24 protein-coding genes are annotated in these 24968 nt (G+C 47.1%); 17 read left to right on the forward strand and 7 right to left on the reverse strand.

What is annotated here, in order from left to right:
* Window positions 1–52 precede the first annotated feature (52 nt).
* Together BUB37_RS16010 and BUB37_RS16015 are read left to right on the forward strand one after the other, a co-directional pair.
* Window positions 53–418 carry a hypothetical protein gene (locus tag BUB37_RS16010; RefSeq protein ID WP_212635313.1) on the forward strand — a complete coding sequence of 122 codons (366 nt, stop codon included), beginning with the start codon at window positions 53–55 and terminating at the stop codon, window positions 416–418.
* Between the two features lie 102 nt (window positions 419–520).
* Window positions 521–1027 carry a hypothetical protein gene (locus tag BUB37_RS16015; protein ID WP_072994836.1) on the forward strand — a complete coding sequence of 169 codons (507 nt, stop codon included), beginning with the start codon at window positions 521–523 and terminating at the stop codon, window positions 1025–1027.
* Window positions 1028–1082: 55 nt separating this feature from the next.
* Here the strand turns inward: BUB37_RS16015 and BUB37_RS16020 are convergent, their stop codons facing one another.
* From BUB37_RS16020 to BUB37_RS16030, 3 genes are all read right to left on the reverse strand, one after another.
* Window positions 1083–2342, reverse strand: coding sequence for a cysteate-C-fatty acyltransferase (locus tag BUB37_RS16020; protein ID WP_072994837.1), 1260 nt, complete (start codon window positions 2340–2342; stop codon window positions 1083–1085).
* 124 nt (window positions 2343–2466) lie between these two features.
* Window positions 2467–3510: a cysteate synthase gene (locus BUB37_RS16025; RefSeq protein WP_072994838.1), complete on the reverse strand. Its 1044-nt coding sequence runs from the start codon at window positions 3508–3510 to the stop codon at window positions 2467–2469.
* 81 nt (window positions 3511–3591) lie between these two features.
* The gene (locus BUB37_RS16030) at window positions 3592–5649 is read right to left on the reverse strand and encodes a S9 family peptidase (protein ID WP_094766775.1); all 2058 of its coding nucleotides are present in this window, start codon (window positions 5647–5649) and stop codon (window positions 3592–3594) included.
* Between the two features lie 146 nt (window positions 5650–5795).
* Between BUB37_RS16030 and BUB37_RS16035 the strand changes: the two genes are divergently transcribed.
* Together BUB37_RS16035 and BUB37_RS16040 are read left to right on the forward strand one after the other, a co-directional pair.
* Entirely contained in the window at window positions 5796–6122 is a 327-nt protein-coding gene (locus tag BUB37_RS16035; protein WP_072994839.1) for a YbaB/EbfC family nucleoid-associated protein, read from the forward strand.
* Between the two features lie 43 nt (window positions 6123–6165).
* The gene (locus tag BUB37_RS16040; RefSeq protein ID WP_072994840.1) at window positions 6166–6609 is read left to right on the forward strand and encodes a thioredoxin family protein; all 444 of its coding nucleotides are present in this window, start codon (window positions 6166–6168) and stop codon (window positions 6607–6609) included.
* Between the two features lie 50 nt (window positions 6610–6659).
* Here the strand turns inward: BUB37_RS16040 and BUB37_RS16045 are convergent, their stop codons facing one another.
* Window positions 6660–7760, reverse strand: coding sequence for an OmpA family protein (locus BUB37_RS16045; protein ID WP_072994841.1), 1101 nt, complete (start codon window positions 7758–7760; stop codon window positions 6660–6662).
* Window positions 7761–7977: 217 nt separating this feature from the next.
* Between BUB37_RS16045 and BUB37_RS16050 the strand changes: the two genes are divergently transcribed.
* Window positions 7978–8295: a YegP family protein gene (locus BUB37_RS16050; protein ID WP_072994842.1), complete on the forward strand. Its 318-nt coding sequence runs from the start codon at window positions 7978–7980 to the stop codon at window positions 8293–8295.
* 4 nt (window positions 8296–8299) lie between these two features.
* On the opposite strand, the gene BUB37_RS16055 is transcribed toward BUB37_RS16050, so the two are convergent.
* Entirely contained in the window at window positions 8300–9322 is a 1023-nt protein-coding gene (locus tag BUB37_RS16055; RefSeq protein ID WP_072994843.1) for a threonine aldolase family protein, read from the reverse strand.
* A gap of 246 nt (window positions 9323–9568) precedes the next feature.
* Here BUB37_RS16055 and BUB37_RS16060 point away from each other — a divergent pair, with 246 nt between their 5' ends.
* The 7 genes from BUB37_RS16060 (at window position 9569) to BUB37_RS16090 (ending at window position 17756) form a co-directional block, all read left to right on the forward strand.
* Window positions 9569–11035, forward strand: coding sequence for a circularly permuted type 2 ATP-grasp protein (locus BUB37_RS16060; protein ID WP_072994844.1), 1467 nt, complete (start codon window positions 9569–9571; stop codon window positions 11033–11035).
* 67 nt (window positions 11036–11102) lie between these two features.
* Entirely contained in the window at window positions 11103–12050 is a 948-nt protein-coding gene (locus BUB37_RS16065; RefSeq protein WP_072994845.1) for an alpha-E domain-containing protein, read from the forward strand.
* 74 nt (window positions 12051–12124) lie between these two features.
* Window positions 12125–12982, forward strand: a complete 858-nt coding sequence (locus tag BUB37_RS16070; protein ID WP_072994846.1) for a transglutaminase-like domain-containing protein — start codon at window positions 12125–12127, stop codon at window positions 12980–12982.
* Between the two features lie 129 nt (window positions 12983–13111).
* Window positions 13112–14210 (forward strand): peptide chain release factor 2 gene (prfB, locus tag BUB37_RS16075; protein WP_139278126.1). Its coding sequence is split into 2 segments (ribosomal slippage): window positions 13112–13174 and window positions 13176–14210, totalling 1098 coding nucleotides; the frame shifts between segments, so codons are not numbered across the junction.
* A gap of 38 nt (window positions 14211–14248) precedes the next feature.
* The gene (gene arsC / locus BUB37_RS16080) at window positions 14249–14596 is read left to right on the forward strand and encodes an arsenate reductase (glutaredoxin) (protein ID WP_072994847.1); all 348 of its coding nucleotides are present in this window, start codon (window positions 14249–14251) and stop codon (window positions 14594–14596) included.
* 176 nt (window positions 14597–14772) lie between these two features.
* Entirely contained in the window at window positions 14773–15270 is a 498-nt protein-coding gene (locus tag BUB37_RS16085; protein ID WP_072994848.1) for a hypothetical protein, read from the forward strand.
* Complete coding sequence (locus BUB37_RS16090) at window positions 15267–17756, forward strand: TonB-dependent receptor (protein ID WP_072994849.1); 2490 nt, start codon at window positions 15267–15269, stop codon at window positions 17754–17756. The genes BUB37_RS16085 and BUB37_RS16090 overlap by 4 nt, the downstream gene beginning before the upstream one ends.
* Before the next feature lie 113 nt (window positions 17757–17869).
* Here BUB37_RS16090 and BUB37_RS21665 read toward each other — a convergent pair whose 3' ends face one another.
* A complete protein-coding gene (locus BUB37_RS21665; RefSeq protein WP_094766768.1) occupies window positions 17870–18040 on the reverse strand; it encodes a hypothetical protein in 171 nt (56 codons plus the stop codon).
* A gap of 171 nt (window positions 18041–18211) precedes the next feature.
* Here BUB37_RS21665 and fumC point away from each other — a divergent pair, with 171 nt between their 5' ends.
* Window positions 18212–19609: a class II fumarate hydratase gene (gene fumC, locus BUB37_RS16095; RefSeq protein ID WP_072994850.1), complete on the forward strand. Its 1398-nt coding sequence runs from the start codon at window positions 18212–18214 to the stop codon at window positions 19607–19609.
* 88 nt (window positions 19610–19697) lie between these two features.
* Here the strand turns inward: fumC and BUB37_RS16100 are convergent, their stop codons facing one another.
* Window positions 19698–20585: a hypothetical protein gene (locus BUB37_RS16100; RefSeq protein WP_072994851.1), complete on the reverse strand. Its 888-nt coding sequence runs from the start codon at window positions 20583–20585 to the stop codon at window positions 19698–19700.
* 158 nt (window positions 20586–20743) lie between these two features.
* Between BUB37_RS16100 and BUB37_RS16105 the strand changes: the two genes are divergently transcribed.
* The 4 genes from BUB37_RS16105 to BUB37_RS16120 all read left to right on the forward strand — a co-directional run bounded on the left by BUB37_RS16105 (window position 20744) and on the right by BUB37_RS16120 (window position 24933).
* Entirely contained in the window at window positions 20744–21268 is a 525-nt protein-coding gene (locus BUB37_RS16105; protein ID WP_072994852.1) for a GNAT family N-acetyltransferase, read from the forward strand.
* Entirely contained in the window at window positions 21253–22068 is an 816-nt protein-coding gene (locus BUB37_RS16110; protein WP_072994853.1) for an MBL fold metallo-hydrolase, read from the forward strand. The genes BUB37_RS16105 and BUB37_RS16110 overlap by 16 nt, the downstream gene beginning before the upstream one ends.
* Window positions 22069–22150: 82 nt before the next feature.
* A complete protein-coding gene (locus BUB37_RS16115; RefSeq protein ID WP_094766769.1) occupies window positions 22151–23551 on the forward strand; it encodes a M16 family metallopeptidase in 1401 nt (466 codons plus the stop codon).
* Complete coding sequence (locus tag BUB37_RS16120; RefSeq protein WP_072994854.1) at window positions 23548–24933, forward strand: M16 family metallopeptidase; 1386 nt, start codon at window positions 23548–23550, stop codon at window positions 24931–24933. Before BUB37_RS16115 ends, BUB37_RS16120 begins: the two co-directional genes overlap by 4 nt.
* The last annotated feature ends 35 nt before the right edge of the window (window positions 24934–24968 follow it).

Consider the following 24968-nt stretch of genomic DNA (forward strand, 5'->3'; position numbering starts at 1 on the left):
AACTTTGCCCCTTTGATTGCTTAAAGTCTATATGTTCGACCATTTTCGCAAAATGAATACGCTTTTTAGGACGATCGGGGTGTTCGTACTGACCTCCGTGCTCTTCGTTTCCTTGGGCATGGGCAGTCGTCCTTCGCCTGAACCCCCGCTCCTTGATGGTTCGGCCAACGACGAAGGCAAGGCGTATTCGGCATCTACCAAACTCCCTTGCCAGTTCATAGACTTCGACGATTCGCTACAGGGCCTTGAATCCTTGCCCGAAAGCTATCACCAAGTCCCTCCCGGCTTTACAGCCCTTCATAAATTCATTGAAACATACCTAGCGGCCGAATATAGGTCGTACAAAATCTATTCGCACAACCTGCTCACGCGGTTTCGAAAGTGCGATATTATATTCCCTTTTCATTACTTCTGGTAAACTAGCGTCTTAAAGGCAGTCTTTACACTGCATTGACCGAATATACCTGCCCGGCCTTTGGGGCAGTACCTATCTATTATCAAAACCTAAAAAAGTATAGTAATGAAAACGGACTTAGGCAGCACCATCGTGTTTGCCATTATTATAGTTATCTGTATTTTGCCCTTTATATTTCTCTATATCGGCAAAAACAAAAGGAAAAATAAATTACGCAACACGCTTGCATCAATGGCCCGGGAGAGAAACCGTAAGCTACACAAATATGAAATTTTCACCAATTTTGCCATTGGAACGGATGAAAACCGGGAATTTTTGTTTTTTATCAAGCAACGACAAGACCGTATCAAAGAATACCAAATTGCGTTGAAGGAGGTCAAGGATTGCAAAATTCGGCAAACCGACAGAACCTTAAGACAGAACAAGAAACAGAACCTGGTTATCGAAAAACTGGAATTACGACTTATTCCCTACTCGAACAAGCAGGACGAAATAAACCTTGAGTTTTTCAATACGGACGACAACCTCCCTTTATACGGCGAATTGGGCGCCATTAAATCGTGGCAGGAATTCGTTCGGGACTGCTTGCCAAAGAACAAAAAAGCGGCGTAAACGAAAAAAGCCCCGCAGCAAGCTGCGGGGCTTTTTTATACAACAAACTTTTTAACTATTCTCCCATAGCGGCCGCTACGGCGGCGGACAATTTTTTATAGGTACCGTTTTCCAATCGGTCCCTAATGGCAGAAAAAGCGTCCAATGTTTCTTCTATATCCTGCATGGTATGGGTGGCCGTCGGAATCATACGAAGAAGGATCAATCCTTTAGGTATTACCGGGTAAACCACTATAGAACAGAATATTCCATAATTTTCACGCAGATCCTTTACCAAGGCCATGGCCTCGGGAATGCTTCCGTTCAAATAGACCGGGGTAACACAGGTATTGGTATTTCCTATATCGAAGCCCCTGCTCTTGAGTCCGTTTTGCAAGGCATTCACATTCTCCCACAACTTCGCCTTGAGTTCGGGCATGGTCCGCAACATATCAAGCCTTTTCAAGGCCCCCTTTACATAAATCATGGGCAAGGACTTGGCGAACATTTGTGAGCGCAAATTGTATTTTAGGTATTCTATAATTTCCTTGTCGGCGGCCAAAAACGCACCGATACCCGCCATAGACTTGGCAAAGGTGGCAAAATACACATCGATATCGTCCTGTACGCCCTGTTCCTGGCCCGTACCCGCACCGGTCTCGCCCAAGGTTCCAAAGCCGTGTGCATCGTCGACGAACAACCTAAATTTGTATTTCTTCTTAAGGGCTACGATTTCCTTTAACCTGCCCTGCTCCCCACGCATACCGAAAACCCCTTCGGAAATTACCAAAATACCCCCTCCGGTATGTTCGGCCATCTTCGTTGCGCGTTCAAGATTTTTCTCAAGACTGTCGATGTCGTTATGCTTAAAGGTAAAACGCTTGCCCATATGCAAACGTACCCCATCGATAATACAGGCATGGGAGTCTACGTCATAAACGATAATGTCGTCTTTTGACACCAAGGCATCAATGGCCGAAACCATTCCCTGATAGCCAAAGTTCAACAGGTATGCAGATTCCTTTTGTACAAAATCGGCAAGTTCTTGCTGCAATTGCTCATGATAATCGGTGTGTCCGCTCATCATTCTGGCCCCCATCGGGTAGGCGGCGCCGTATTCGGCTGCGGCCTCGCCATCGACTTTTTTTACTTCGGGCAAATTGGCCAATCCCAAATAATCGTTGATACTCCAAGTAACGACCTCTTTTCCCTGAAATTTCATTCGGTTGGAAATCGGTCCTTCCAGTTTAGGAAAAACGAAATAACCCTCAGCCTGTGAGGCCCATTTTCCCAAGGGCCCCTTGTTTTCTAAAATTCTATCAAATAAATCTCGCATTCGTTTGGATTAAGTTCTGCCTGCAAAAGTATGGTTTTCAGCACGGAATTCATAACATATTATGTCCACAAAAAAAGCAACGATCATTTATGATTGCTGCTTTGGCATACCTTACAGGAAGCTATTATTCTTTAACATACTGAATCTTCTGGGTCTCTTCGACCGTCTCGGTATCAAAGAAGCCTTGGTCTTCCATCCACTGGTCGCTATACACCTTGCTCATGTAGCGGGAACCGTGGTCGGGAAAAATAACGACTACATTATCGCCCGGTTTGAATTCCCCCGTTTCGTTCAATTGTTTTAAGGCCTGCATGACCGCACCACTGGTGTAACCCGCGAAAATACCTTCCGTTCGGGCTATTTCACGTGCCGTATGGGCGCTTTCGGAGTCGGTTACCTTTATGAATTCGTCGATTACCGTAAAATCCGTGGCCGCGGGAATCAGGTTTTTGCCCAATCCCTCGATCCGGTAGGGGTAAATCTCCTTACTGTCGAACTCCCCGGTTTCGTGGTATTTTTTCAATACGGAACCGTAGGCATCGACACCTATGACCTTTATTTTTGGATTTTGCTCCTTTAGGTACCTGGCCGTCCCGGAAATTGTGCCCCCGGTACCGCTACATGCCACCAAGTGGGTAATCTGCCCACCGGTCTGTTCCCAAATTTCAGGCCCTGTGGACGCATAGTGCGCCTCAATGTTCAGTTCGTTGAAATACTGGTTGATATATATGGAGCCCTTGGTCTCTTGATGTAGGCGTTTGGCCACTTCGTAATACGACCTGGGATCGTCCGCACTAACATGTGCGGGACAGACGTATACGGTAGCGCCCATAGAGCGCAGCATATCGATCTTGTCCCTTGACGACTTCGAACTGACTGCCAAAATACACTTATAACCTTTGATAATGCTGACCATGGCAATGCTGAAGCCCGTATTACCGGAAGTGGTCTCGATGATGGTGCTTCCCGGGCTCAGGATGCCCTTTTGCTCGGCCTCCTCTATAATATGCATGGCTATTCGGTCTTTCGAGGAGTGACCTGGATTGAAAGATTCGACCTTGGCAAAGAAATTGCCTGTAAAACCTTTGGTAATTCTGTTTAATCTAACGAGAGGGGTATTGCCTACTAATTCTAGAATATTATCGTAAGCTTTAATCTTTTGTTCCATAAAGGATGTCTAGTTTGTGGGAAAACGAAAGTCTTGAACTTTTCGCATACTCCTTGGTACAAAATTACTATTTTTTTTCAATTAGGCGATCAAACCTTCCAAATCCAACAAAAATGCATATTCCTTGGCTACTTCCCTAAGAGCCTCAAACCTACCTGAAGCTCCACCGTGGCCCGCATCCATATTGATGTCGAAGAGCAAAAGATTACTGTCCGTTTTCATTTCGCGCAATTTCGCTACCCATTTGGCAGGTTCGAAATACTGTACCTGTGAATCGTGAAAACCGGTTGTTACCAACATGTTCGGATAGGCTTGTTCCCTAACCTGATCATAGGGCGAATACGATTTCATGTACTCGTAATATTGCTTGTCATTGGGGTTGCCCCATTCGTCGTACTCTCCCGTGGTCAAAGGAATCGAATCGTCGAGCATCGTGGTAACCACATCCACGAAAGGTACGGCGGCAATAACACCCTTGTACAGTTCAGGGGCCATATTGACGACGGCACCCATCAGCAGGCCACCTGCCGAGCCCCCCATGGCATAAAGGTGATCCGCACTGGTATAGCCTTGGGCGATCAAAAACTTGGAACAATCGATAAAATCGGTAAATGTGTTCTTTTTCTTCAGCAACTTACCCTCTTCATACCATTTTCTGCCCAAATATTCGCCTCCGCGTATATGGGCTATGACATAAACGAAGCCACGGTCCAAAAGACTTAGGCGTACCGTCGAGAAATAAGGATCTACCGTATACCCGTACGAGCCGTAGGCATATTGCAGTACAGGTGTGTCCGTCGTAAGGCGGGTATCTTTATGGTAAACCAGCGACATGGGAATTTTGGCGCCGTCCCGGGCCGTCGCCCAAATTCTCTTTTCGATGTAATTGTTCTTGTCGAACGTGCCGCCCAATACCTCTTGTTCCTTTTTTACCTCTTTTTTACGGGTGCGCATATTAAAATCGATTACGGAATTCGGCGTGGCCATCGAATTGTACGAAAACCTCAGTATTTCGGTATCAAAATCGGGATTACGGCTTACGTTGGCGGTGTAGGTCTCACTTTCAAAGGGAAGGTAGTAGCTCTCACTGCCGTCCCACCTGTGGATCTTGATTTTATTGAGCCCGTTTTCACGTTCCGACACCACATAAAAGTCCTTGAAGATATCGATATCCTCCAAAAGCACATTTTCCCTATGCGGTATAAATTCTTTCCAATTGTCATACGAGGTGTTCCCCTCTTCGGCCCGCATCAACTTAAAATTGGTCGCACCGTCCCTGTTGGTCAAAACGTACCAATGGTCGCCATAATGCGAGATATTGTACTCTACCCCCCTTTTTCTGGGGGAAAACATTTTCAGGTTCCCGTCGGGCTGGTCGGAAAGCAAGGTCTGATACTCCGAAGTAAGGGTACTGTACGACCCTATAATGATGTACTTTTTCGATTTTGACTTGTATACAAAGGTTCCGAAGGTCTCGTCCTTTTCATGAAAAACCAGTTCGTCATCCTTGGCATCCGTACCCAGTTTGTGCTTGTATATTTTATCGGAACGCAAGGTGACCGGGTCTTTTTGGGTATAGAAGAGGGTCTTGTTGTCATTGGCCCAAACGGATCCCCCGGTTGTGTTCTCGATTTTTTCGGGATAGATTTCCCCGGTTTCCAGATTCTTTATCCGTATGGTGTATTGACGGCGCGATACCGTATCGACCCCGAACGCCGCCAATTTGTTATCCGGACTAATGGCGATGCCCCCAATATTAAAGTAATCGTGCCCTTGGGCCATTTCATTGCCATCGAACATGATTTCCTCCTCGGCATCAAGGGTTTCCTTCTTTCGGGAATAAATCGGGTACTCCTTCCCCTTCTCGTAGCGGGTAATATACCAATAACCGTTCTCTTTGTAAGGTACCGATTCGTCATCCTCCTTTATACGCCCCTTCATTTCGGCAAAAAGGCGTTCCTGAAAGTCTTTGGTATGTTCCGAACACTTGGAGTAGTAGTCGTTCTCCGCTTCCAAATAGGTTATAACCTCCTTATTTTCGCGGTCTTTCATCCAATAATAGGGATCGATTCGAATATCGCCGTGTTTTTCGAGTTTATGCTCAACCTTTTTGGCAACGGGCGCATTAATTTTGGTCATAGGCTTATCTTGGCATTGTAATGAGAATGCAAAGGTAAGACTTAACAAAACAATCGAATTACTTTTGGACCGAAGGAACATAATAACCGGGTTTACCATTCAATTTAGTAATTTTGGCACCGTGAACCATAAAAAGATCAAAATTTATGTTTGGAGATATGATGGGTATGATGGGCAAGCTAAAGGAGGCCCAACAAAAGGTCGAAGCAACCAAAAAACGGTTGGATACGGTAACACTGGAGGAAACTTCGCCCGAAGGTTTGGTACAGGTGAACATTACCGCCAACCGAGAGGTCAAGGAAATCAAGATCGACGATAGTCTTTTACAGGACAAGGAACAACTCGAAGACTACCTGGTATTGACCGTGAACAAGGCCATAGAAAAGGCCACCCGGGTCAACGAGACCGAACTGGCCGCAGTCGCCAAGGAGGGCATGCCCAATATTCCGGGGATGGATTCGTTATTCAAATAAGGGCGGTACGAATTACCCGGCCTAGAACATTGAACGACACCTGATGAAACCACTGCTTTTTTTTATCCTGCCCTTTTTTATGCTTGGCCAATCTGAAAGCAGTACGGCCCTACCATGGTTAACGAGCTATGACGAAGCGATAACGCTATCAAAAAAGGAAAACAAAAATGTTCTGGTCTATTTTACCGGAAGTGACTGGTGCCCCCCGTGTAAAATGCTGAAACGCGACCTATTTGATACGCCCGAATTTGCCGAACTGGCACAAGATTATGTTCTCCTGTATGTCGACATCCCCCGAAACAGGGATTTACTGGACGCCGAACAGTGGAGACACAACCAGAAACTGTTGATCGGCCTGAACAAAAAAAAGGTTTTTCCCCTGCTCACCGTTCTCAACGCCAAAGGCAAGGTGCTGGACAACTATTCAGGGTACGGGATGACCGGGGAAATCGGCTATCACTTGAAGTTTTTGGAAAAGAACAAATAAACAAACAAAGGGCCCCGAAAGGCCCTTTGCTTTTTTCTTTTGGCAAGGCATCAGTTGTTTATGAGCCTGAACTCCGTCCTTCTATTGACGGCGTGCTCCCGCGACGTACAGGAAACTCCGTCCTTACATCGGTTCTTTAGCTTTGTTTCCCCATAGCCATTGGCCACCAACAGGCTCGAATTGATCCCTTTTGAAATCAGGTATTGCGCTACCGCCTTTGCCCTGCGTTCGGATAGCTCTTGATTGGACGAGGCGCCTCCTTGGGAATCGGTATGCGACGCCAGCTCCACCTTGACTCCGGGGTTTTGGGCCAATACGGGCAACAACCGAGTATCGATTATACCCTTGGCCTGCGGGGTCAGGGTGGCACTGCCTAGGTTCCAGTTAATGGGAAGTGCCTGATAGGTCACCAAGGAACATTCCACTTCCTTCCAAGTGGTAAGCCCTCCCTTTTCCTTTAGAACTTCCTTGGTGTAGGTTTTTGTTACCGGTGGAACGGCCTCCTCAACGGTATACGCATCCTTGTCCAGTACGGTTCTGGTTATTTCTTCGTATACGGCCGGAACCACTTCTTCGACCACTTTGGCGGGAGAGACCAAGACCCTTTTGGTATAAGTTGCCGTTTTCTCGGGAACCGGCGTCTTTGAAGTGCGCGCCGCACTCTCCAAGGTTGCCGTTTCTATGGTCTGGAATTCGGCGGGGTAGCCCTTATAGCACCAGTACCGGCAGTCATCGGGGTTACCCGAATCACAATCCGGGGCCGCGGCACCCAGCTCCCATTGGGCATAGGCCGGTTTCACCTCGATGGTTTCCGAGCCCCTACCGAAACTTGCCGGGACAACACCCAAGGTATGGGCACCCTCCTTTGACACATAGGCTACCTTTTCGGTACCCCACTCCTCGGGAACGATACGCAACTTCTTACTTTCCTCCTTGACCAAAACCCGTTCCGTAACGGTTTTGTAGGTCGCGGGAATAATTTTCAATACACTATACCCTGGCTTGATGGTCACCGTAACACTTTCGTTTACATAAACATCGGGGGTAGTACATCGAACATAACATTTTCCCGGTTCGGGATTGCTCGGTAAATCTTGGGCATAGCCCCATGTGGCCGATAATACGGCCAGTGAAAAAAGAAACTTTCTCATAATGTGGTTAATGTTTAAAATTTATAGTTGTCAACAAAATAATATTTTAATAATTTTTAACAAGATTATTCTTGTTAACTACTATAAAATCCGATAAACGGCCTTATTTTATCCAGAAAATACCACCATAAGCCCATACCGACATGGCACACCCTGGTGCTCTACCTAAAAATGTTGTTTGAAAAAGCCCTAAATTTAGTAGCAAAGAAAAACACCCATGGTAAAAACTTATTTCGACGATAACGGCTACCACTTTTCAATTACCGCCCCCAACGGGACCACCATACTCAAAAGCGTAACTTTTACGGATAAAAGCACCATGCAACAGGCCATAGCGCGATTGCGCTCCATGCCCTTGGCAAATAGCAGTATCGAACGGACCACCAACCACGACGGGCGATTTCTTTTTGGGGTAAAGGACCACAACGGACGGGTAATGGCCCACAGTCTATCGTACGGTTCGGAGGCCGGTATGGAAAACGGCATCAAGAACCTTGCAAAGGTCCTGGGCGCCCTTGAAGCCGAAGGCGACTAGATCGTCAAAGCGCTTTTAGAATCTGTAGAAACCTTTCGTGCATGGCATCGGTATAATCCAAATGGGTAACGATCCTAAGTTTTCCCTGTCCCATACCGATCAGGTGCACGTTTTTCTCCTTCAGCTTTTCGACAAAGCGGCCACCCGCCATCTTTTTTTCGTCGATTTCAAAAATGATGATGTTCGTCTCAATGGGCTCGATATGCTCGATGTAGGCCAACCCTTGCAGCACCTCCCCTATTTCGCGTGCCTTTTGGTGATCTTCGGCCAAACGCCCCACATGATGGTCCAAGGCATAAATACCCGCCGCGGCCAGAAAGCCTGCCTGGCGCATACCACCGCCAAGGACCTTGCGTATACGAAGGGCTTGGTCCATAAGTTCCCTGCTTCCTACCAAGACCGACCCTACAGGACAGCCCAAACCCTTGCTCAAACAAACACTGATTGTATCGAAAAGGGCTCCGTAGGCCAAGGGATCTTCCTTCTTTGCGACCAAGGCGTTCCACAAACGGGCGCCATCCAGGTGATAGGCCAAACCGTGTTTTTCACAAACCGCTTTGATCCGCTTCAATTCGCCGATATCCCAGCAGGCCCCTCCCCCTTTGTTCGTTGTGTTCTCGATACAGACCAAGGAGGTCAACGGACTGTGGTAAAAATCGGGCGGATTAATGGCCTCCTCTACCTGATCGGCCGTGACCATCCCCCTTGTTCCGTCGACCAGCCTACACGATACGCCACTGTTAAAACTTACCCCTCCCCCTTCGTAGTTATAAACATGTGCATATTTGTCGCATATCAACTGCTCCCCGGGGCGGGTGTGCAATTTAATTCCCGTTTGGTTGGCCATCGTTCCCGACGGAAAAAACAATGCGCCTTCTTTTCCGAACATTTGGGCCACTTTTTCCTCGAGAGCATTTACGGTCGGGTCTTCCTTAAACACATCGTCGCCCACCTGGGCGTCGACCATGGCTTTTAACATGGCCGGAGTAGGTTGGGTGACCGTATCGCTTATAAGGTTGATCTTCATGCTATTATATTAAGTATTGTTCACTAATTCCCTACACTTTACCGCCAGTCGTACGGCATGAAACACGAAGGTTCAAAAGTAGATAAATATGATAAAAACAAGATACTTTATGCATTTTTCGTACAGCATTTGACAAATAAAACCCGCCCTTTTTATCGAAAAGACAATTTTTCTTTCGGATTATTACATTATTTCCCCTTGAAAACACCTTAAAAACCAGTACCTTAAGTACAAAGAAACAGACGTATGGAAAACCTCAAGAACCAGATTTTTTCTTCCTACAAGAGAAACCCCGTTCTCTATGACGAAATCTATGACAAAAAAGGACAGGTAAAGGAAGTGTATTCCAAGCTTTTCAATCTTTACGGGGAACATTCGATCAGCGATTTTGTCAATTTGAACGAAAAGGCCAAGGCATCATTTTTTAACCAGGGGATTACCTTTCAGGTATACGATAAAAAGAAAACCAAGGAAAAAATATTTCCGTTCGACCTCTTTCCGCGCATTATACCTCCTGAAGAGTGGGCCATCATCGAATCGGGGGCCATACAACGCAGCCGGGCGCTCAACCTGTTCTTATGGGACATCTATCACGACAAAAAGATAATAAGGCAAAAGGTCGTTCCCATGGAACTCATCAGCTCGTCGACCAATTACTTGGACCAAATGACAAACATCGACCCCCCGGGCGGAATTTACAACCACATCTCCGGAACGGATGTCATCAAGCACAACGACGGCCAATATTACGTTTTGGAAGACAATATTAGATGCCCGAGCGGGGTCAGTTATGTAATCTGCAACCGCACGGCCTTAAAAAGGGCACTTTTTGGTGTTTTCAACCATTATAAGACCTATTCGGTAACCAATTATGCCGAAAACCTCCTCGACTTACTCGAAACGGTAAAACCCAATGGTGTCGACGCCCCCAATGTCGTCGTGATTACCCCGGGCATGTACAATTCGGCCTTTTACGAACACTCGTATCTGGCCAAGACCATGGGTGTCGAACTTGTAGAGGGGCGCGACCTCTTTGTCGAAAACGACTTCGTTTATATGAAAACCATTCAAGGCCCCCAAAAGGTGGATATCATTTACCGAAGGATCGACGATGCCTTTATCGACCCCCTGGAATTTAGACCTGATTCCACATTGGGCGTGCCCGGACTCTTCGCCGCTTACAAAAAGGGCAACGTAACCTTGGCCAACGCACCCGGCACGGGGGTTGCCGACGACAAGGCCATTTATACCTATATGCCCGAGATCATTCGATATTACCTCAATGAAGAGCCCATTCTCAACAACGTTCACACCTACCACTGCAGTAGGCCCAAAGAACTAAAGTACGTTCTGGAACATATAAGGGAACTGGTCATCAAACCGGTAGACGAAGCCGGTGGGTATGGCATTTCCATCGGAAACCGATTGAGCTCGAAGGAGGTTGAAAGGGTAAAGGCAGAGGTTCAATCCAATCCCCGGAAATACGTGGCCCAACCCATTTTATCGCTTTCGGTACACCCGACCTATATCGACAAAAACGAATCTTTCGAACAGCGCCATGTCGACCTAAGGACCTTTACGGTACTGGGAAAGGACAAAGAGTTTGTACTTAAAGGGGGCTTGACCCGGGTGGCCCTTAAAAAGGGCAATTTGATCGTCAATTCATCCCAAGGTGGGGGATCAAAGGATACTTGGGTCTTAAAACCCCAATAAGGTATTGGACATCCTCCAATCGATTGTTCGACCCAATTAAACAAAAACCAACACATAAAAGATATCTATGCTTGCACGCGTCGCCAATAACCTGTTCTGGATGGGCCGATATATAGAACGTTCAGAACACATTGCCCGATACCTCAGGGTCAACTATTTTTCATCCCTCGATGCCCCCAACCAACTATCCCAATCCAGGCAATTCGTTTTGCGCTCCATGTTGACCATGGTGGGGTCCCCCATAGACGATGAATCCGTTCTCCTCAATGAAGAAGAGGTCCTTTACAAGATTGGCCTCGACCCCAATTACCCCTCATCGATCATCAACAACGTTAGAAATTCGCGCGAGAACGCCAATAGTGCCAGGGACTTGATCTCTACGGAACTCTACGAATCGATCAACAAATTCTTCCATTTTATATCGAACTACGACGCCCAGGTATATACAAAGAACGGACTTCACGACTTTACCCTGAACGTCACCGAAATGTCGTCCATTCTCAGGGGCAAGGTGCGCAGCACCCTGATGCACGATGAAATTTATGCCATAATAATGATGGGGGGCAACATCGAACGGGCCACCCAGATCATCCGTATAATAAACGCCAAATTTATCGACGCCCAAAAGGCCCAGGGCAGTTATGGCGACAAATTCAAGAACAGTTTTGAATGGACCACCCTTTTAAAATGTACGGAGTCGTACGACATGATGCGCAGATTTTATAAAAAAACCCCGAATAGTATCACTACCTTGGAGTTTTTGATCCTAAACCCCGATTGCCCGCGATCCATAATGAACAGTTTGAACCAAGTGTACAAGCACATAAAGATCCTAGATCACGGCAAAAGGCCCGATAAGGACTCTACGGCTTTTTTGGTGGGCAAGGTGCGGGCCGATTACGAATTCAAAAGCATAGCCGAAATAGAAAACGACATACAATCCATAATCAACAAGACCTTGGACCGCCTTTATGAGATCAGCCAGAAAATGGAAAAGGAATTTTTCAGCTATTAAGCCCTTTCCCCTATGCCAACCACCAATGGCTCCCGGGCGCCAAAAATTGACCGTAACCCCTTGATAAACAAACTATGTCATTAGAATATTTCATTACCTATAAGGCCGAAAATACATACGAGGAATGGGTACACGAGGCATATTGGCAATTTCTGGTCGTTCCCGAAGAGAACGACTCCCAACAATTTATAGGTGTCGATTTTAACAACTCCATAAACGCCAGGCACGAGTTCTCCATCAACGGATACGGTTTTAAGACCATTCGGGTACACCCAAAGGACAGGTTTAAGGAGATTACCTTTGAGGCCAATTTCAAGTTGATAAAGAAAAAGATCAATCCCTTCGATTTTAAACCCGAAGTCGACAGGGTAAAGTCATACGCCAAAATTCAGGAACTCGATTTTAAGGTCGATTTCGATGCCCATTTAAAAACGACGGTCTTCACCTCGGTTCCGAACGAAAAAAAGGGCTTGTTCGAATTCGATAAGGACAAGTCGATCTTCGACAACCTCTTGGCCCTTAACCAATTCACTTACAAGCACATTCAGTTCGATGCCCACGCCACCGATGTGCATACCACATTGAAAGAGGTACTCGAAATACGCAAAGGGGTTTGCCAAGACTTCACCCATTTGTTTTGCGCCCTGGCCCGGGCCAACGGAATTCCCGCCCGTTATGTATCGGGGTATTTACACCAGGGCAACGGCTATTTTGGCGATTCGCAGATGCACGCCTGGGCAGAAGCCTATGTGCCCTACGTAGGCTGGATAGGTTTTGACCCGACCAACGATATCTTGGCCGATACCAACCACATAAAGGTAGCACACGGCAAGGACTATGTCGATTGCTCCCCTTTAAAAGGAATTGTCTACACGGCCGGCAAGAACAAGACCGTCCACTCGGTGCAGGTGAACGGGCAAAACCAACAATGACATCCAAGGGGCCCCAGCCCTAAAGGCCTAATGCCGATCGCGGTACATATGCCCGTGCCAACATTCGACCATTTACTGCATAAGAGACAAAAAAGAGTATTATTTTTGCATGAAAAACAAAATACGATGATAATAACCACTGACCTGTTCAAAGGTCTTCAGGATCGCCTTGGTGCGTTAAGGAGGTATCTTTGACGTCGATGCGAAACTTATTGAAATAGAGAACGAACAAGAAAAGACCTTGGCTCCCGATTTTTGGGACAATCCCCAGGAAGCCCAGGCCCATATGAAGTTCATTCAGTCAAAGAAACAGTGGGTAGACGACTACAATGCCGCCCAAACCTTGGTAGGAGACCTCGAAGTGCTGCTTGAATTTTTGCAGGAAGGGGATGTTACCGAGGAAGAGGTACAAAGCCAGTACGAAAAGGCTCTCGACCAAATCGAGAAGCTGGAGTTCAAGAACATGCTCTCGGAAGAGGGCGACGAGCTGCCTGCCGTCTTACAGATAACCGCGGGCGCCGGTGGCACCGAAAGCTGCGATTGGGCCTCCATGCTTATGCGGATGTACATGATGTGGGCCGACAAAAACGGCTATAAGGTCAAGGAGCTGAACTATCAGGAAGGCGATGTTGCGGGCATAAAGACCGTTACCCTCGAAATCGATGGCGACTACGCCTTTGGCTGGTTAAAGGGCGAGAACGGTGTGCACAGGTTGGTGCGAATATCGCCGTTCGACAGCAATGCGAAACGCCATACCTCGTTTGCATCGGTTTATGTCTACCCCCTAGTCGACGACAGTATTGAAATCGAAGTGAATCCGGCCGACATTACCATAACCACGGCCCGTTCGAGTGGTGCCGGCGGACAGAACGTAAACAAAGTGGAGACCAAGGTACAATTGGTACACCATCCTACGGGCATACAGATTTCCTGTTCCGATTCGCGAAGTCAACACGACAACCGGGCCACAGCGATGAAAATGCTAAAATCGCAGCTGTACGAAATAGAGCTGCGAAAGAAAATGGAGGCCCGAAACGAGATCGAATCCTCTAAAATGAAGATCGAATGGGGATCGCAGATCAGAAACTATGTCATGCACCCCTACAAACTGGTAAAAGATGTACGTACCGGTGAAGAAACGGGCAATGTCGACTCCGTAATGGACGGCGATATCGATGCCTTTCTCAAGGCCTATTTGATGATGATGGGCCAAAAAGAAGAAGAATAAGCCAATTAAGGATTTCAGAATTACTTAACAAAAACACGATGATTAAAATATATCACAATCCCCGCTGTAGAAAATCGAGGGAAGGTTTGGGACTGGTCGAAAAATCAGGACAAGATTACGAGGTGGTCAAATATTTGGAAGAGGTGCCCACAAAGGAAGACTTACGCCAAATCATAAGTTGTTTGGGCATCACCCCCGAAATGTTGGTAAGAAAGAACGAGGCCGTTTGGAAAGAAAAGTACAGGGGCCGGTTGCTCTCCGACGAAGACATACTCGATGCCATGGTCGAGCACCCCAAATTGATCGAGCGCCCTATTGTCGTAAAGGGCAACAAGGCCGTGATCGGCAGGCCCCCGGAACGCATCACGGAAATTCTTTCCGAATAACCAGGCTTCCACACCCATAGCCGTGTATTTCGTTTGCACTTAATTAGGCAAGTAACAAAATAATAAGGTTCGCCCTAAATATTTGGTACATTTGTTGTTCATTTAATTTAACAAAGCTTTAACCTTGACCGGTTAAACCTTCAAACAATATTTTAATCTAATAAACCGATATCGTCATGAACAACTATATCAACTATACGCTCTTATTTTTTGCAATGGTCCTTGGCGGGGCCGAATTACAGGCCCAATACGGCTACGGTTACGGAAGCGGTTATGGCTATGGCTATGGAAGGCAACGAAATGCCATTCCACAGGTAGAGCAAACGCCCAAGGAGCCCGAGCCCAAAACGGCCGAGCAGATCGTCGATGCCGAGATGCCCAAGATTTCGGAAACATTGGAACTCAATGAATTCGAGAGCGCCGTACTGAGCTCCATTCTAAAAAAATACGTTCAGAAGCGCATCGAGATGCAAATCCTGGAGTTGAGTCCGGAACAGATGCGCGAGGGCATGGAAAAGATTACGAAGGCCCAAGACGAGGAGCTTAAGGCGGGATTGCCCTTGGAGAAATACGAGGCTTTCGTCGAAATGCAAAAAAAGGGCATTCAAAAAGCCCAAAAGGAGAAGAAAAAAGAGAAAAAACGTAAAAAGAAGAAAAACAAAGACCAAACATGAAAAAACTGTTCCTACTAGCCCTTACCATTATTACCACCAACACGTTCTCCCAAAGACCGCAAGGAAAGGCAAAAGAATCCATTAAAATTTCAGGAACAGTCATAGACAAGGAAACAGGTACCCCCTTGGAATACGCCACACTGGTGTTGCAAAGTATACAAGACCCGTCGAAGATCAGCGGGGGCATTACCGATATCGACGGTAAATTCAACGTAGAAGTGCCCGGTGGCCAATACAACGCCTCTATAGAATACATCGGCTATAAGACCTATAAACTTCCCCAAACCTCATTCGACCGATCTACCGATATAGGTACCGTCTATCTCGAAATAGCGGCGGCCGAACTCGAAGGGGTTGAAGTGGTCGGCGAAAAGACCACGGTCGAGGTCCGACTCGACAAACGAATTTACAACATAGGCAAAGACATTACCACGAGCGGCGCCACCATTAGCGATGCCCTCAACAACGTACCCTCGGTAGATGTCGATGTGGAGGGCGCCATCAGTTTAAGGGGTAACGAAAACGTTAGAATATTGATCAACGGGAAACCTTCGGCCTTGGCCGGGTTTGGCTCTACGGATGCCTTGCAGCAATTGCCCGCCGACGCCATTGAAAAGGTAGAGGTCATTACCAGTCCTTCCGCCAGGTACGATGCGGAGGGAACGGCAGGCATCTTGAACATTGTGCTCAAAAGGGAAAAAACCTTGGGCCTCAACGGTTCGGTGAACACATATATCGGATATCCGGCCAACAGCGGCCTTACGGCCAACATCAACATGAGAACCGATAAGTTCAACATCTTCAACACCACGGGTGTCCGTTATCGCGATTCCCCGGGAAGCGCCTATTTTGACAACACCTACTCCTCCGGAAGTTACGACAGGATCATCGAGGACAGGATTTATAACAGGCTCGACAAATCCCTGAATACCAATTTGGGCATCCAATATTTTATCAATGACCAGTCATCGATTACGGCAAGCGCCTTCTACCGCCTATCAAAGGATGAGGATTTGACCGAAAATACAAATGAGCGCTACAATTTGAACCAATTGGCCGACAACACCTTTCGCGAAGAGAGCGAGGTCGAGGACGACAACGACTACCAAGTGGCGTTAAACTATGAAAACAACCTGGACGACGACGGCCAAAAACTGACGGTAGATTTTCAATACTCCAAGTCAGACGAAACAAAACCGTCGATCATTGAAGAGCGCCAAACCCTGCCCAGCGACCAGTTGATCGCCTTGGAGAACATCTACGAGAACGAAGTGGAAAACGAGTACCTGATTCAGGCCGATTACGTATTGCCCATGGGCGAATCGCAGTTTGAAATTGGCTATCGTGGCAATCTCGAGGAAAACATCACCGACTATAGACTCGATTCGCTCGACCAAAGTACCGGGCTGTTCAATACAAACAAGGACCTCACCAACAAGTTTACGTACGACGAAAACGTGCATGCGCTTTACTCCCAGTACGGTAATAAGTTCGGGAATTTCTCCTTTTTATTGGGCCTACGCCTCGAGAACACGCAACTAAAGGGGCAACTGGAATCGGAATACGATGCCAGTGAACTGGAGGAAGACCTCGGTGTCGCCGTAGACGCCAATTTTGACAAGAATTATCTAGGACTCTTCCCTACCGTAAATTTGATCTATGAGCTGGATGAAGAAGGTATGCAAAGCATTTCCCTGGGCTATAACCGCCGAATAAACAGGCCTCGTGGTTTCTATATCAATCCCTTCCCCTCGCGTTCGAGCAGAACGAACATATTTCAAGGAAACCCCGACCTGAACCCTGCCTTCTCCAATACCTTTGACCTCGGCTATCTCAAACGATGGGACAAGTTGACCCTGACGTCGTCTATATACTATCAAAGGGAAACGGACTCTTTTGAACGGGTCCAGCAGTCCACAGGGCAAACGACCACCGATGGAATCGATATTATCCGGACCCTCCCCATCAACCTATCTACCGAAAACAGGTACGGGGCCGAGGCCGGTATTCTTTACAATCCGGCCAAATGGTTGCGCTTGAACAGCAGTGTTAACGTCTTCAAGTTTGACAAGGAAGGGGTTTACGACGGCGTGGATTACGGGGCCGACAACACCAGTTGGTTTGGTCGGTTTAGCTCCAAGGTTTCCTTGCCGAAGAAGATCGAATGGCAGACCAACGCCTTTTACCGAGGGCCTAGCCAAAACTCACAAACGGAAAGCGATGGACTCTTCCGTATCGACTTGGCCTTTAGCAAGGATATCATGAAGGATAACGGCACCGTTTCGCTGAACGTCAGCGATTTGTTGAATTCATTTAAACGCGAATCCTATACCGAAACCGATTTTTTCACTTCGCGTAGCGAGTTCCAGTGGAGAAAACGATCGTTCAGGCTATCCTTTGTCTACCGCTTCAATCAACCCAAGGAACGCAATGGAAACGGCCGCGGCGGCAATGACGACGGTGGGGACGAAGATATGGAAGGCTAGAAGCCCCTCCCCCCTAAGAACGTAGGTTCTTGGGGCTAACACACAAAAAAAAAGGAACGCCAAAATGCGTTCCTTTTTTTTTTTTTTATATGATTTATATCGTGGATAAAAACCTAGGCGCTACGACTTGCCTTTTTCTTTTCCCTCCACTCCTTGTAAAGTTCGATAAGGTTTCCGCCCAACCAATAGGGTACAACGAAAGTCAATAAAAAAATCATCAACCAAAATCCTATGGTCAAGATGGTCAAAAATGCTAAAAATCCGAGGTATTGATCAAATTCCATTTATAAAATTTTGCTGTACAAAGATACTTGAGAAAGCATGAGAATTGCAAGTGATAACCTAAAAAAAATCCAATCCGTCCTAAAATTTAAATTTTCATATACCACGGATGGAAATAAATACGCTATGTCCTACCTTTGTTTGTGCGATTTCAATAACGAAATATTATCAAAATGAAATTCAGAATAGAAAAAGACACCATGGGGCAGGTAGAGGTGCCCGCCGACAAATATTGGGGGGCCCAGACCGAACGCTCCCGAAACAACTTCAAAATAGGTCCATCGGCCTCCATGCCCTTGGATATAGTGTATGGTTTTGCCTACCTCAAAAAGGCCGCGGCCTATGCAAATTGCGAGCTCGGTGTCCTATCCAAGGAAAAAAGGGATTTGATCGCCCAAGTATGCGATGAAATTCTGGAAGGAAAGCACGACGATCAATTTCCCCTGGTCATTTGGCAAACCGGTTCGGGTACCCAAAGCAATATGAACGTCAACGAGGTGATCGCCAACCGGGCCCACGAAATTGCCGGCAATAAGATCGGGGAGGGCGAAAAGACCATTCAGCCCAATGACGACGTAAACAAATCGCAATCGTCTAACGATACCTTTCCTACAGGCATGCACATTGCCGCCTATAAAAAGATCGTAGGAACCACCATTCCCGGAATCGAACAGTTACGTGACACCCTTGCGCAAAAATCGAAGGAGTTTGCCGATGTGGTCAAAATAGGCAGAACCCATCTAATGGATGCCACTCCCCTGACCTTGGGCCAAGAGTTTTCGGGCTATGTGTCCCAGTTGGACCACGGTCTAAAGGCTCTTAAAAATACACTGGACCACCTAAGTGAACTGGCCCTTGGAGGTACCGCCGTTGGCACCGGGCTGAACACCCCTGCAGGCTATGACGTGTTGGTCGCCAAGTATATTTCCGAGTTTACCGGTCTTCCCTTCAAAACGGCCGAAAACAAATTTGAGGCACTTGCCGCCCACGATGCCATCGTAGAAAGCCATGGGGCCTTAAAGCAACTCGCCGTTTCTTTGAATAAAATTGCGAACGACATCCGAATGATGGCCTCGGGCCCCCGCTCGGGTATCGGCGAGATAATCATTCCCGCCAACGAGCCCGGCAGCTCCATCATGCCCGGTAAGGTGAACCCGACACAGTGCGAGGCCCTTACCATGGTATGTGCGCAGGTAATGGGCAACGATGTGGCCATTTCGGTTGGCGGCACCCAAGGCCATTACGAACTAAACGTGTTCAAACCCATGATGGCGGCCAACATTTTGCAATCTGCCGAACTTTTGGGACATGCTTGCGTGAGTTTCGACATCAATTGCGCTTCGGGCATAACACCCAACCACGAGGTAATCAAGCAATTGCTCAACAACTCGTTGATGCTGGTAACGGCCCTAAACACCAAAATCGGTTACTACAAGGCCGCGGAAATAGCCAATACGGCCCATAAAAACGGCACCACCTTAAAAGAAGAGGCCATTAACCTGGGCTATGTAACGGCAGAGGAATACGACGAATGGGTTAAACCCGAGGATATGGTCGGCAGCCTGAAATAAAGCAGGAAAGGGACCAGGAACAAATAAAAAAGGGACAATCAGAAGATTGTCCCTTTTCGGTTTTAATGGATAGTGTTTATAAACTTATTTATTTTAGGGCAAACTTGGAAGTACCCAACAACTTCAATCGGTCGTCGTATACATTTACCATGTAGTTGCCTTCCTGGAAATCGCCCGCAGGTTTGCTGATATAGTCACAAACATCAAGCGACTTGTTCTCGTAATAAAAACTAGTACCCTTGCTGTAGGTAATGGAAGCTCCCGAATCGTTTGATTTGGAGTAGCTCTCGCCAAGAATGTTTCCTTGTGGATCAAGCACTTCGATAAAGAACTCCCTGTCGCCGGCCTCGGCAATCAAGTTGTCGGCCACGGTGAAACAAATCTTGAATTTATCGGTTCTTTTGGCCCTCGATGTAGAGACCAATTTACCACTTGAACGTTCCTTGACGGCATCTACGCTAAATTTGGACAAGTTCAAGGCCGAACCTTTTTCGACGACATCGGCCAATTGGGTATTCTGTACGACCAATGAATCGTTGAACATGGTCTGCTTCTCGAGCTCGGTGTAGGTACTATCGCGCTGCATGGCGATAAAAGCATTGCTCTTGGTAAGGGAATCGACCTGTTTCAACAATTGCTCCCGCTCCTTTTTCAAAACGCTTACCTGTCTTCTGTAACGCGACAATGTGGAAATATCGGCCTTCATGCTCTTTACCGAATCAATATACTTTGCAATGTTATCGCGAGCGGTAACCAATTCCTCATTGGTAGCGTTGCTCTCCAAAATTGCCTTGTCATATTCAGACTTCAAACTGTTCAAATCTTCAACAACCAACTGCTTCTCCTCCATCAAAACGGCCTCATTCTTCTTCTTCTCTTGGTAAAGACTAACCGTATAGATAATGGTACCCAATAGCACCACCCCTAGCAGGCCGGCAAGTACCTTTAACCCGTTATTACTTTTTGTTTCAGTCATAATGTTTAAATTAATTTCTTAAAAGATGTTTGTTTGTATCAACCTATATACGTTAAGATTTTATTTTTAGATTTTTTGGTAAAAAAAAATGAAAGATTATCCTTATAAAGAGCCATCAATATTCTAACTTTAAGAACACGTAAATCCGTATTGTGCAGATGAGCCTCGACATTATCCCTTTCAACCCAACGCTAAGCCCTGTTTTTAAAGACCTTACCTTGGAATGGATCAACACCTATTTCGAGGTGGAAGCGAAGGACATGGAAGTTATAGAAAACAGCAAGGAAGCCATTATTGACAAAGGAGGCTTTATTTTTTTTGCCCGATACGGCGGGACGATCGTTGGATGTTTTGCCCTGCTTGCCCTTGAAAACAACAATTACGAGCTTGGCAAGATGGCCGTGACCCGGGCCTTTCAGGGAAGGAAAATCGGGCAGGAGATGTTGTCCTTTGCCATCGACTTTGCCAAAAAACAGGGGAGTAACAAAGTAATTCTCTATTCGAACAGGACGCTGGACAAGGCCCTACATATTTATAGGAAGTACGGGTTCAAGGAAGTCGAAATGGAAAAACATTCCGATTACAAACGGAGCAACATCAAAATGGAACTGAACCTGAACCCCAAGGTATCGAAATCGGACAGGAAATCAATCAATAACATAGAAACATGGGAAAATCGATAATTTACGCCCTTAGCTGCACGGTCATGCTACTGGCATGCAAGGAAGCCAAGAAGGAAGGGGCTTCGGTAGCAAATTCCGAAGCAAGCAGTGTTTTGCACCAAAGCGATGAGCAGAACACCCCCCGGGAAACCCAGGTAAAGATCATTCCGATCGAACACGCCTCGGCCGTACTGGAATGGAAAAACATTACCGTCTATATAGACCCTGTGGGGGGTGCGGAAGCCTTTGGGGGCCAAAAAGACCCCGACCTCATCCTAATTACCGATATTCACGGCGACCACCTGAGTCTTGAAACCTTGGAAGCCCTGAACACGAAGAAGGCAAAGCTGATGATGCCCCAGGCCGTGGCCGATAGGATGCCCAAAGAGTTCACCCCCCAAATCGATGTGCTCGACAACGGGGACACAAAAGAGCGTTTCGGCATACGGGTCGAGGCCGTTCCGATGTACAACCTGAGGGAAGAGGCCAAGCAATTTCACGAAAAAGGAAGGGGCAACGGCTATGTATTGGACATGGGCGGCGAACGCATCTATTTTTCAGGGGATACGGAAGACATCCCCGAAATGCGCAGCCTCGAAAACATTGACAAGGCATTCGTTTGTATGAACCTGCCCTATACGATGACCCCGGAAAGTGCCGCCGACGCCGTTCTCGCCTTCCAACCCAAGCAAGTATACCCATATCATTACCGGGGAAAACCCGATGTCAGCGATGTGGCCAAGTTCAAGGAATTGGTGAACGCCGGCAATCCCGATATCGAGGTCGTTCAACTGGACTGGTATCCCAAGGAGGATTACTAGGCCAGGAAACACCCTACGGACTTACGCACTTTTTCAAAAAAAAGCAATCCGGAACAATCAACAAAAACTAAAAAACAACCTTATGAAAATTAGAGCAAAACTGCTTCCCATCCTTCTTTGCGCCAGCTTATTCATCGGTTGCAAGCAGGAAAAAAAAGAAAAGCCGAACGAGACCTCACAGTTTAAGGTTCCGGTAGAATATTACAAGTTGGACAATGGTTTAAAGGTTATCCTGTCACAAGACCACACCTCCCCTACGGCCATTGTTGCCGTGTATTACAACATCGGTTTTCGGATCGAACCGAAAGACCGCACGGGTTTTGCCCACCTCTTTGAGCATATGATGTTCCAAGGTTCGAAGAACCTGGGCAAAATGGAATTTGTAAAACTCGTCCAACAAAACGGTGGCGTCCTCAACGGTTCGACCCGTTTTGATTTTACGAACTACTTTGAAATCGTGCCCTCGCACAAACTCGAAACCATGCTCTGGGCCGAAGCCGATAGGATGAGGGGGTTGGACATCACACAAGACAACCTCACCAATCAACAAGGAGTTGTAAAGAACGAGGTGAAAGTCAATGTGCTGAACCAACCCTATGGGGGCTTTCCTTGGTTGGATATGCCGCAGTACGCCAATACGAACTGGTACAATGCGCATAACTTTTATGGCGACCTAAAAGATTTGGATGCCGCCAATCTCGAAGATGTAGCAAGTTTTTTCAAGACCTATTACGCCCCCAATAATGCCGCCCTATCGGTAGTGGGCGATTTTGATATGGAAGAGGCCAAGACCTGGATAGCCAAGTATTTTTCAAACATTCCCGCAGCCGAACTTCCCGAACAACCCGATATATCGGAACCCAGACAAACGGAACAGAAAGAGTTTGTAAAAAACGACTCTTTGGCCAACAAGCCCGCCATGGCCCTGGCCTATCACATGCCCGAACGAAATACCCCCGAATACTATGCCATGGGGCTTTTAGATCAGATTTTGGTCCAAGGGGACAATAGTTTGCTCGCCCAAAAACTCGAAAAAGAGAAAGGATATACCTCAAACGTAAGTGGCGGAATCAATTATTTGGGCAATATGTTCAATTACAAAGGGCCCATGCTTTGGATGTACGACCTTACCTATGACCCCCAAACCTCGCGCGAAGAGGTCTTACAGGCCATCGACGAAGTGATGGGGCAATTAAAAAATGAGATTACGCAGGAGGCCGTAGACCGGGCCATTGTAAAACTTCGCTCACAGCTCTACGATGATATTGGGGGGACCTTTGGATTGGGGAGGGCCGACCTGCTCTGTAGCTTTGCCCTCTTTGACGACGACCCCCATCGCATCAATACATTGGAGGACGAATTTAAGAAGGTAACACCCGAACTTCTCAAAGAGACGATAGACACCTATTTGGTCGATACCAATAGAACGATCCTCACCGTAAACCCACTTTTAGCAGATAACGAAAAAACACCTTCACTATGAGAATCTCAATCGCCTACCTACTTATATTCCTCCTTTCATTTTCACTGCAGGCCCAAGAAAAGGAACAACCTCCCAAGGGTGGGGAACCCAAAGACTTTTCCTTGCCCAAAAAAGAGGTCGTTCGCCTCGACAATGGACTGACCTTGGTGATGGTGCCCTACGGTTCCATACCCAAGGCCACGATCCGATTTAGTGTAAAAACCGGGAATATCGACGAAAAAGAAGACCAAATCTGGTTAAGCGACCTGCTCGCCGATCTATTGGAGGAAGGGAGTACGGGCAAGACCGCAAAGCAAATTGCGGATGAAATGGCCAGCATGGGAGGCAACCTGAACATTGGTGTGGGGCTGCACACCTCTTCGATCAGCAGCTCGGTATTATACGAGTTTACGCCACAGGCCATTGCCCTCATGGCCGACGTTCTAAAAAACCCCAAGTTCCCCGCCGAAGAATTGGATAGGTTAAAGGCCGATATGAAACGCGACCTGTCGGTTCGCTTATCGAGGCCCAGGGCCCAGGCCCAAAGGGCCTTCTATGCCGAACTATACCCCGATCACCCCTATGGCAGGATATATCCTACCGACGAAATGATCGACTCCTATACGCTCGAGGACATCAAACAGTTTTACGACACGCATTTCGGAGCCCTGCGGACCACCGTTTACGTAGCGGGCAATTTTGACAAAAAGGCCGTAAAAGAGGCCGTAGAAAAGGCTTTCTCCGACTGGCGCAAGGGAACACCCGCCAACTACAATGTGGCCCGGCCCGTAACATCGAACCAAGTAAAGATCATCGATCGTCCGGGAGCGCCGCAATCCACCATTTATTACGGATTGCCGGTAATCGGACCCTCGCACGAGGATTACATCGCCCTAGACGTTACCAATTCGATATTGGGAGGTTCCTTTGCCTCCAGAATTACAAGTAACATTAGGGAAGACAAGGGCTACACCTATTCCCCGTACAGCAGTTTGACCTCCAATTACAAAAGTGGCATTTGGTACGAGTCGGCCGATGTAACCACGGAACATACGGGAGCTTCATTGATAGAAATACAAAAGGAAATCGAAAGGCTTCAAAACGAGCCGCCCTCCCAAGAGGAAATGGATGGGATCATCAATTATGAATCGGGAATCTATGTCCTCCAAAACTCGACCCCCGAAGGCATTATCGGGCAAATGATATTTTTGGACACGCACGACCTCGACGAGTCTTTTCTCACCAATAAGGTGGCGAACATGCACGCGGTGACCCCTGAAAAGGTGCAAGAAATGACCCAAAAATACATCAAACCCGAACATATGACCTTGATCGTGGTCGGCGACAGGGAAAAGATAGAGGGACAGATACCCCAACCCGTTCAAAATTCGCTGAAACAGTAATGACCGGCCGATATCCGAAAAAAAACTCCCGTCAC

It is taken from the genome of Pseudozobellia thermophila, from assembly GCF_900141855.1.
GTDB lineage: Bacteria > Bacteroidota > Bacteroidia > Flavobacteriales > Flavobacteriaceae > Pseudozobellia > Pseudozobellia thermophila.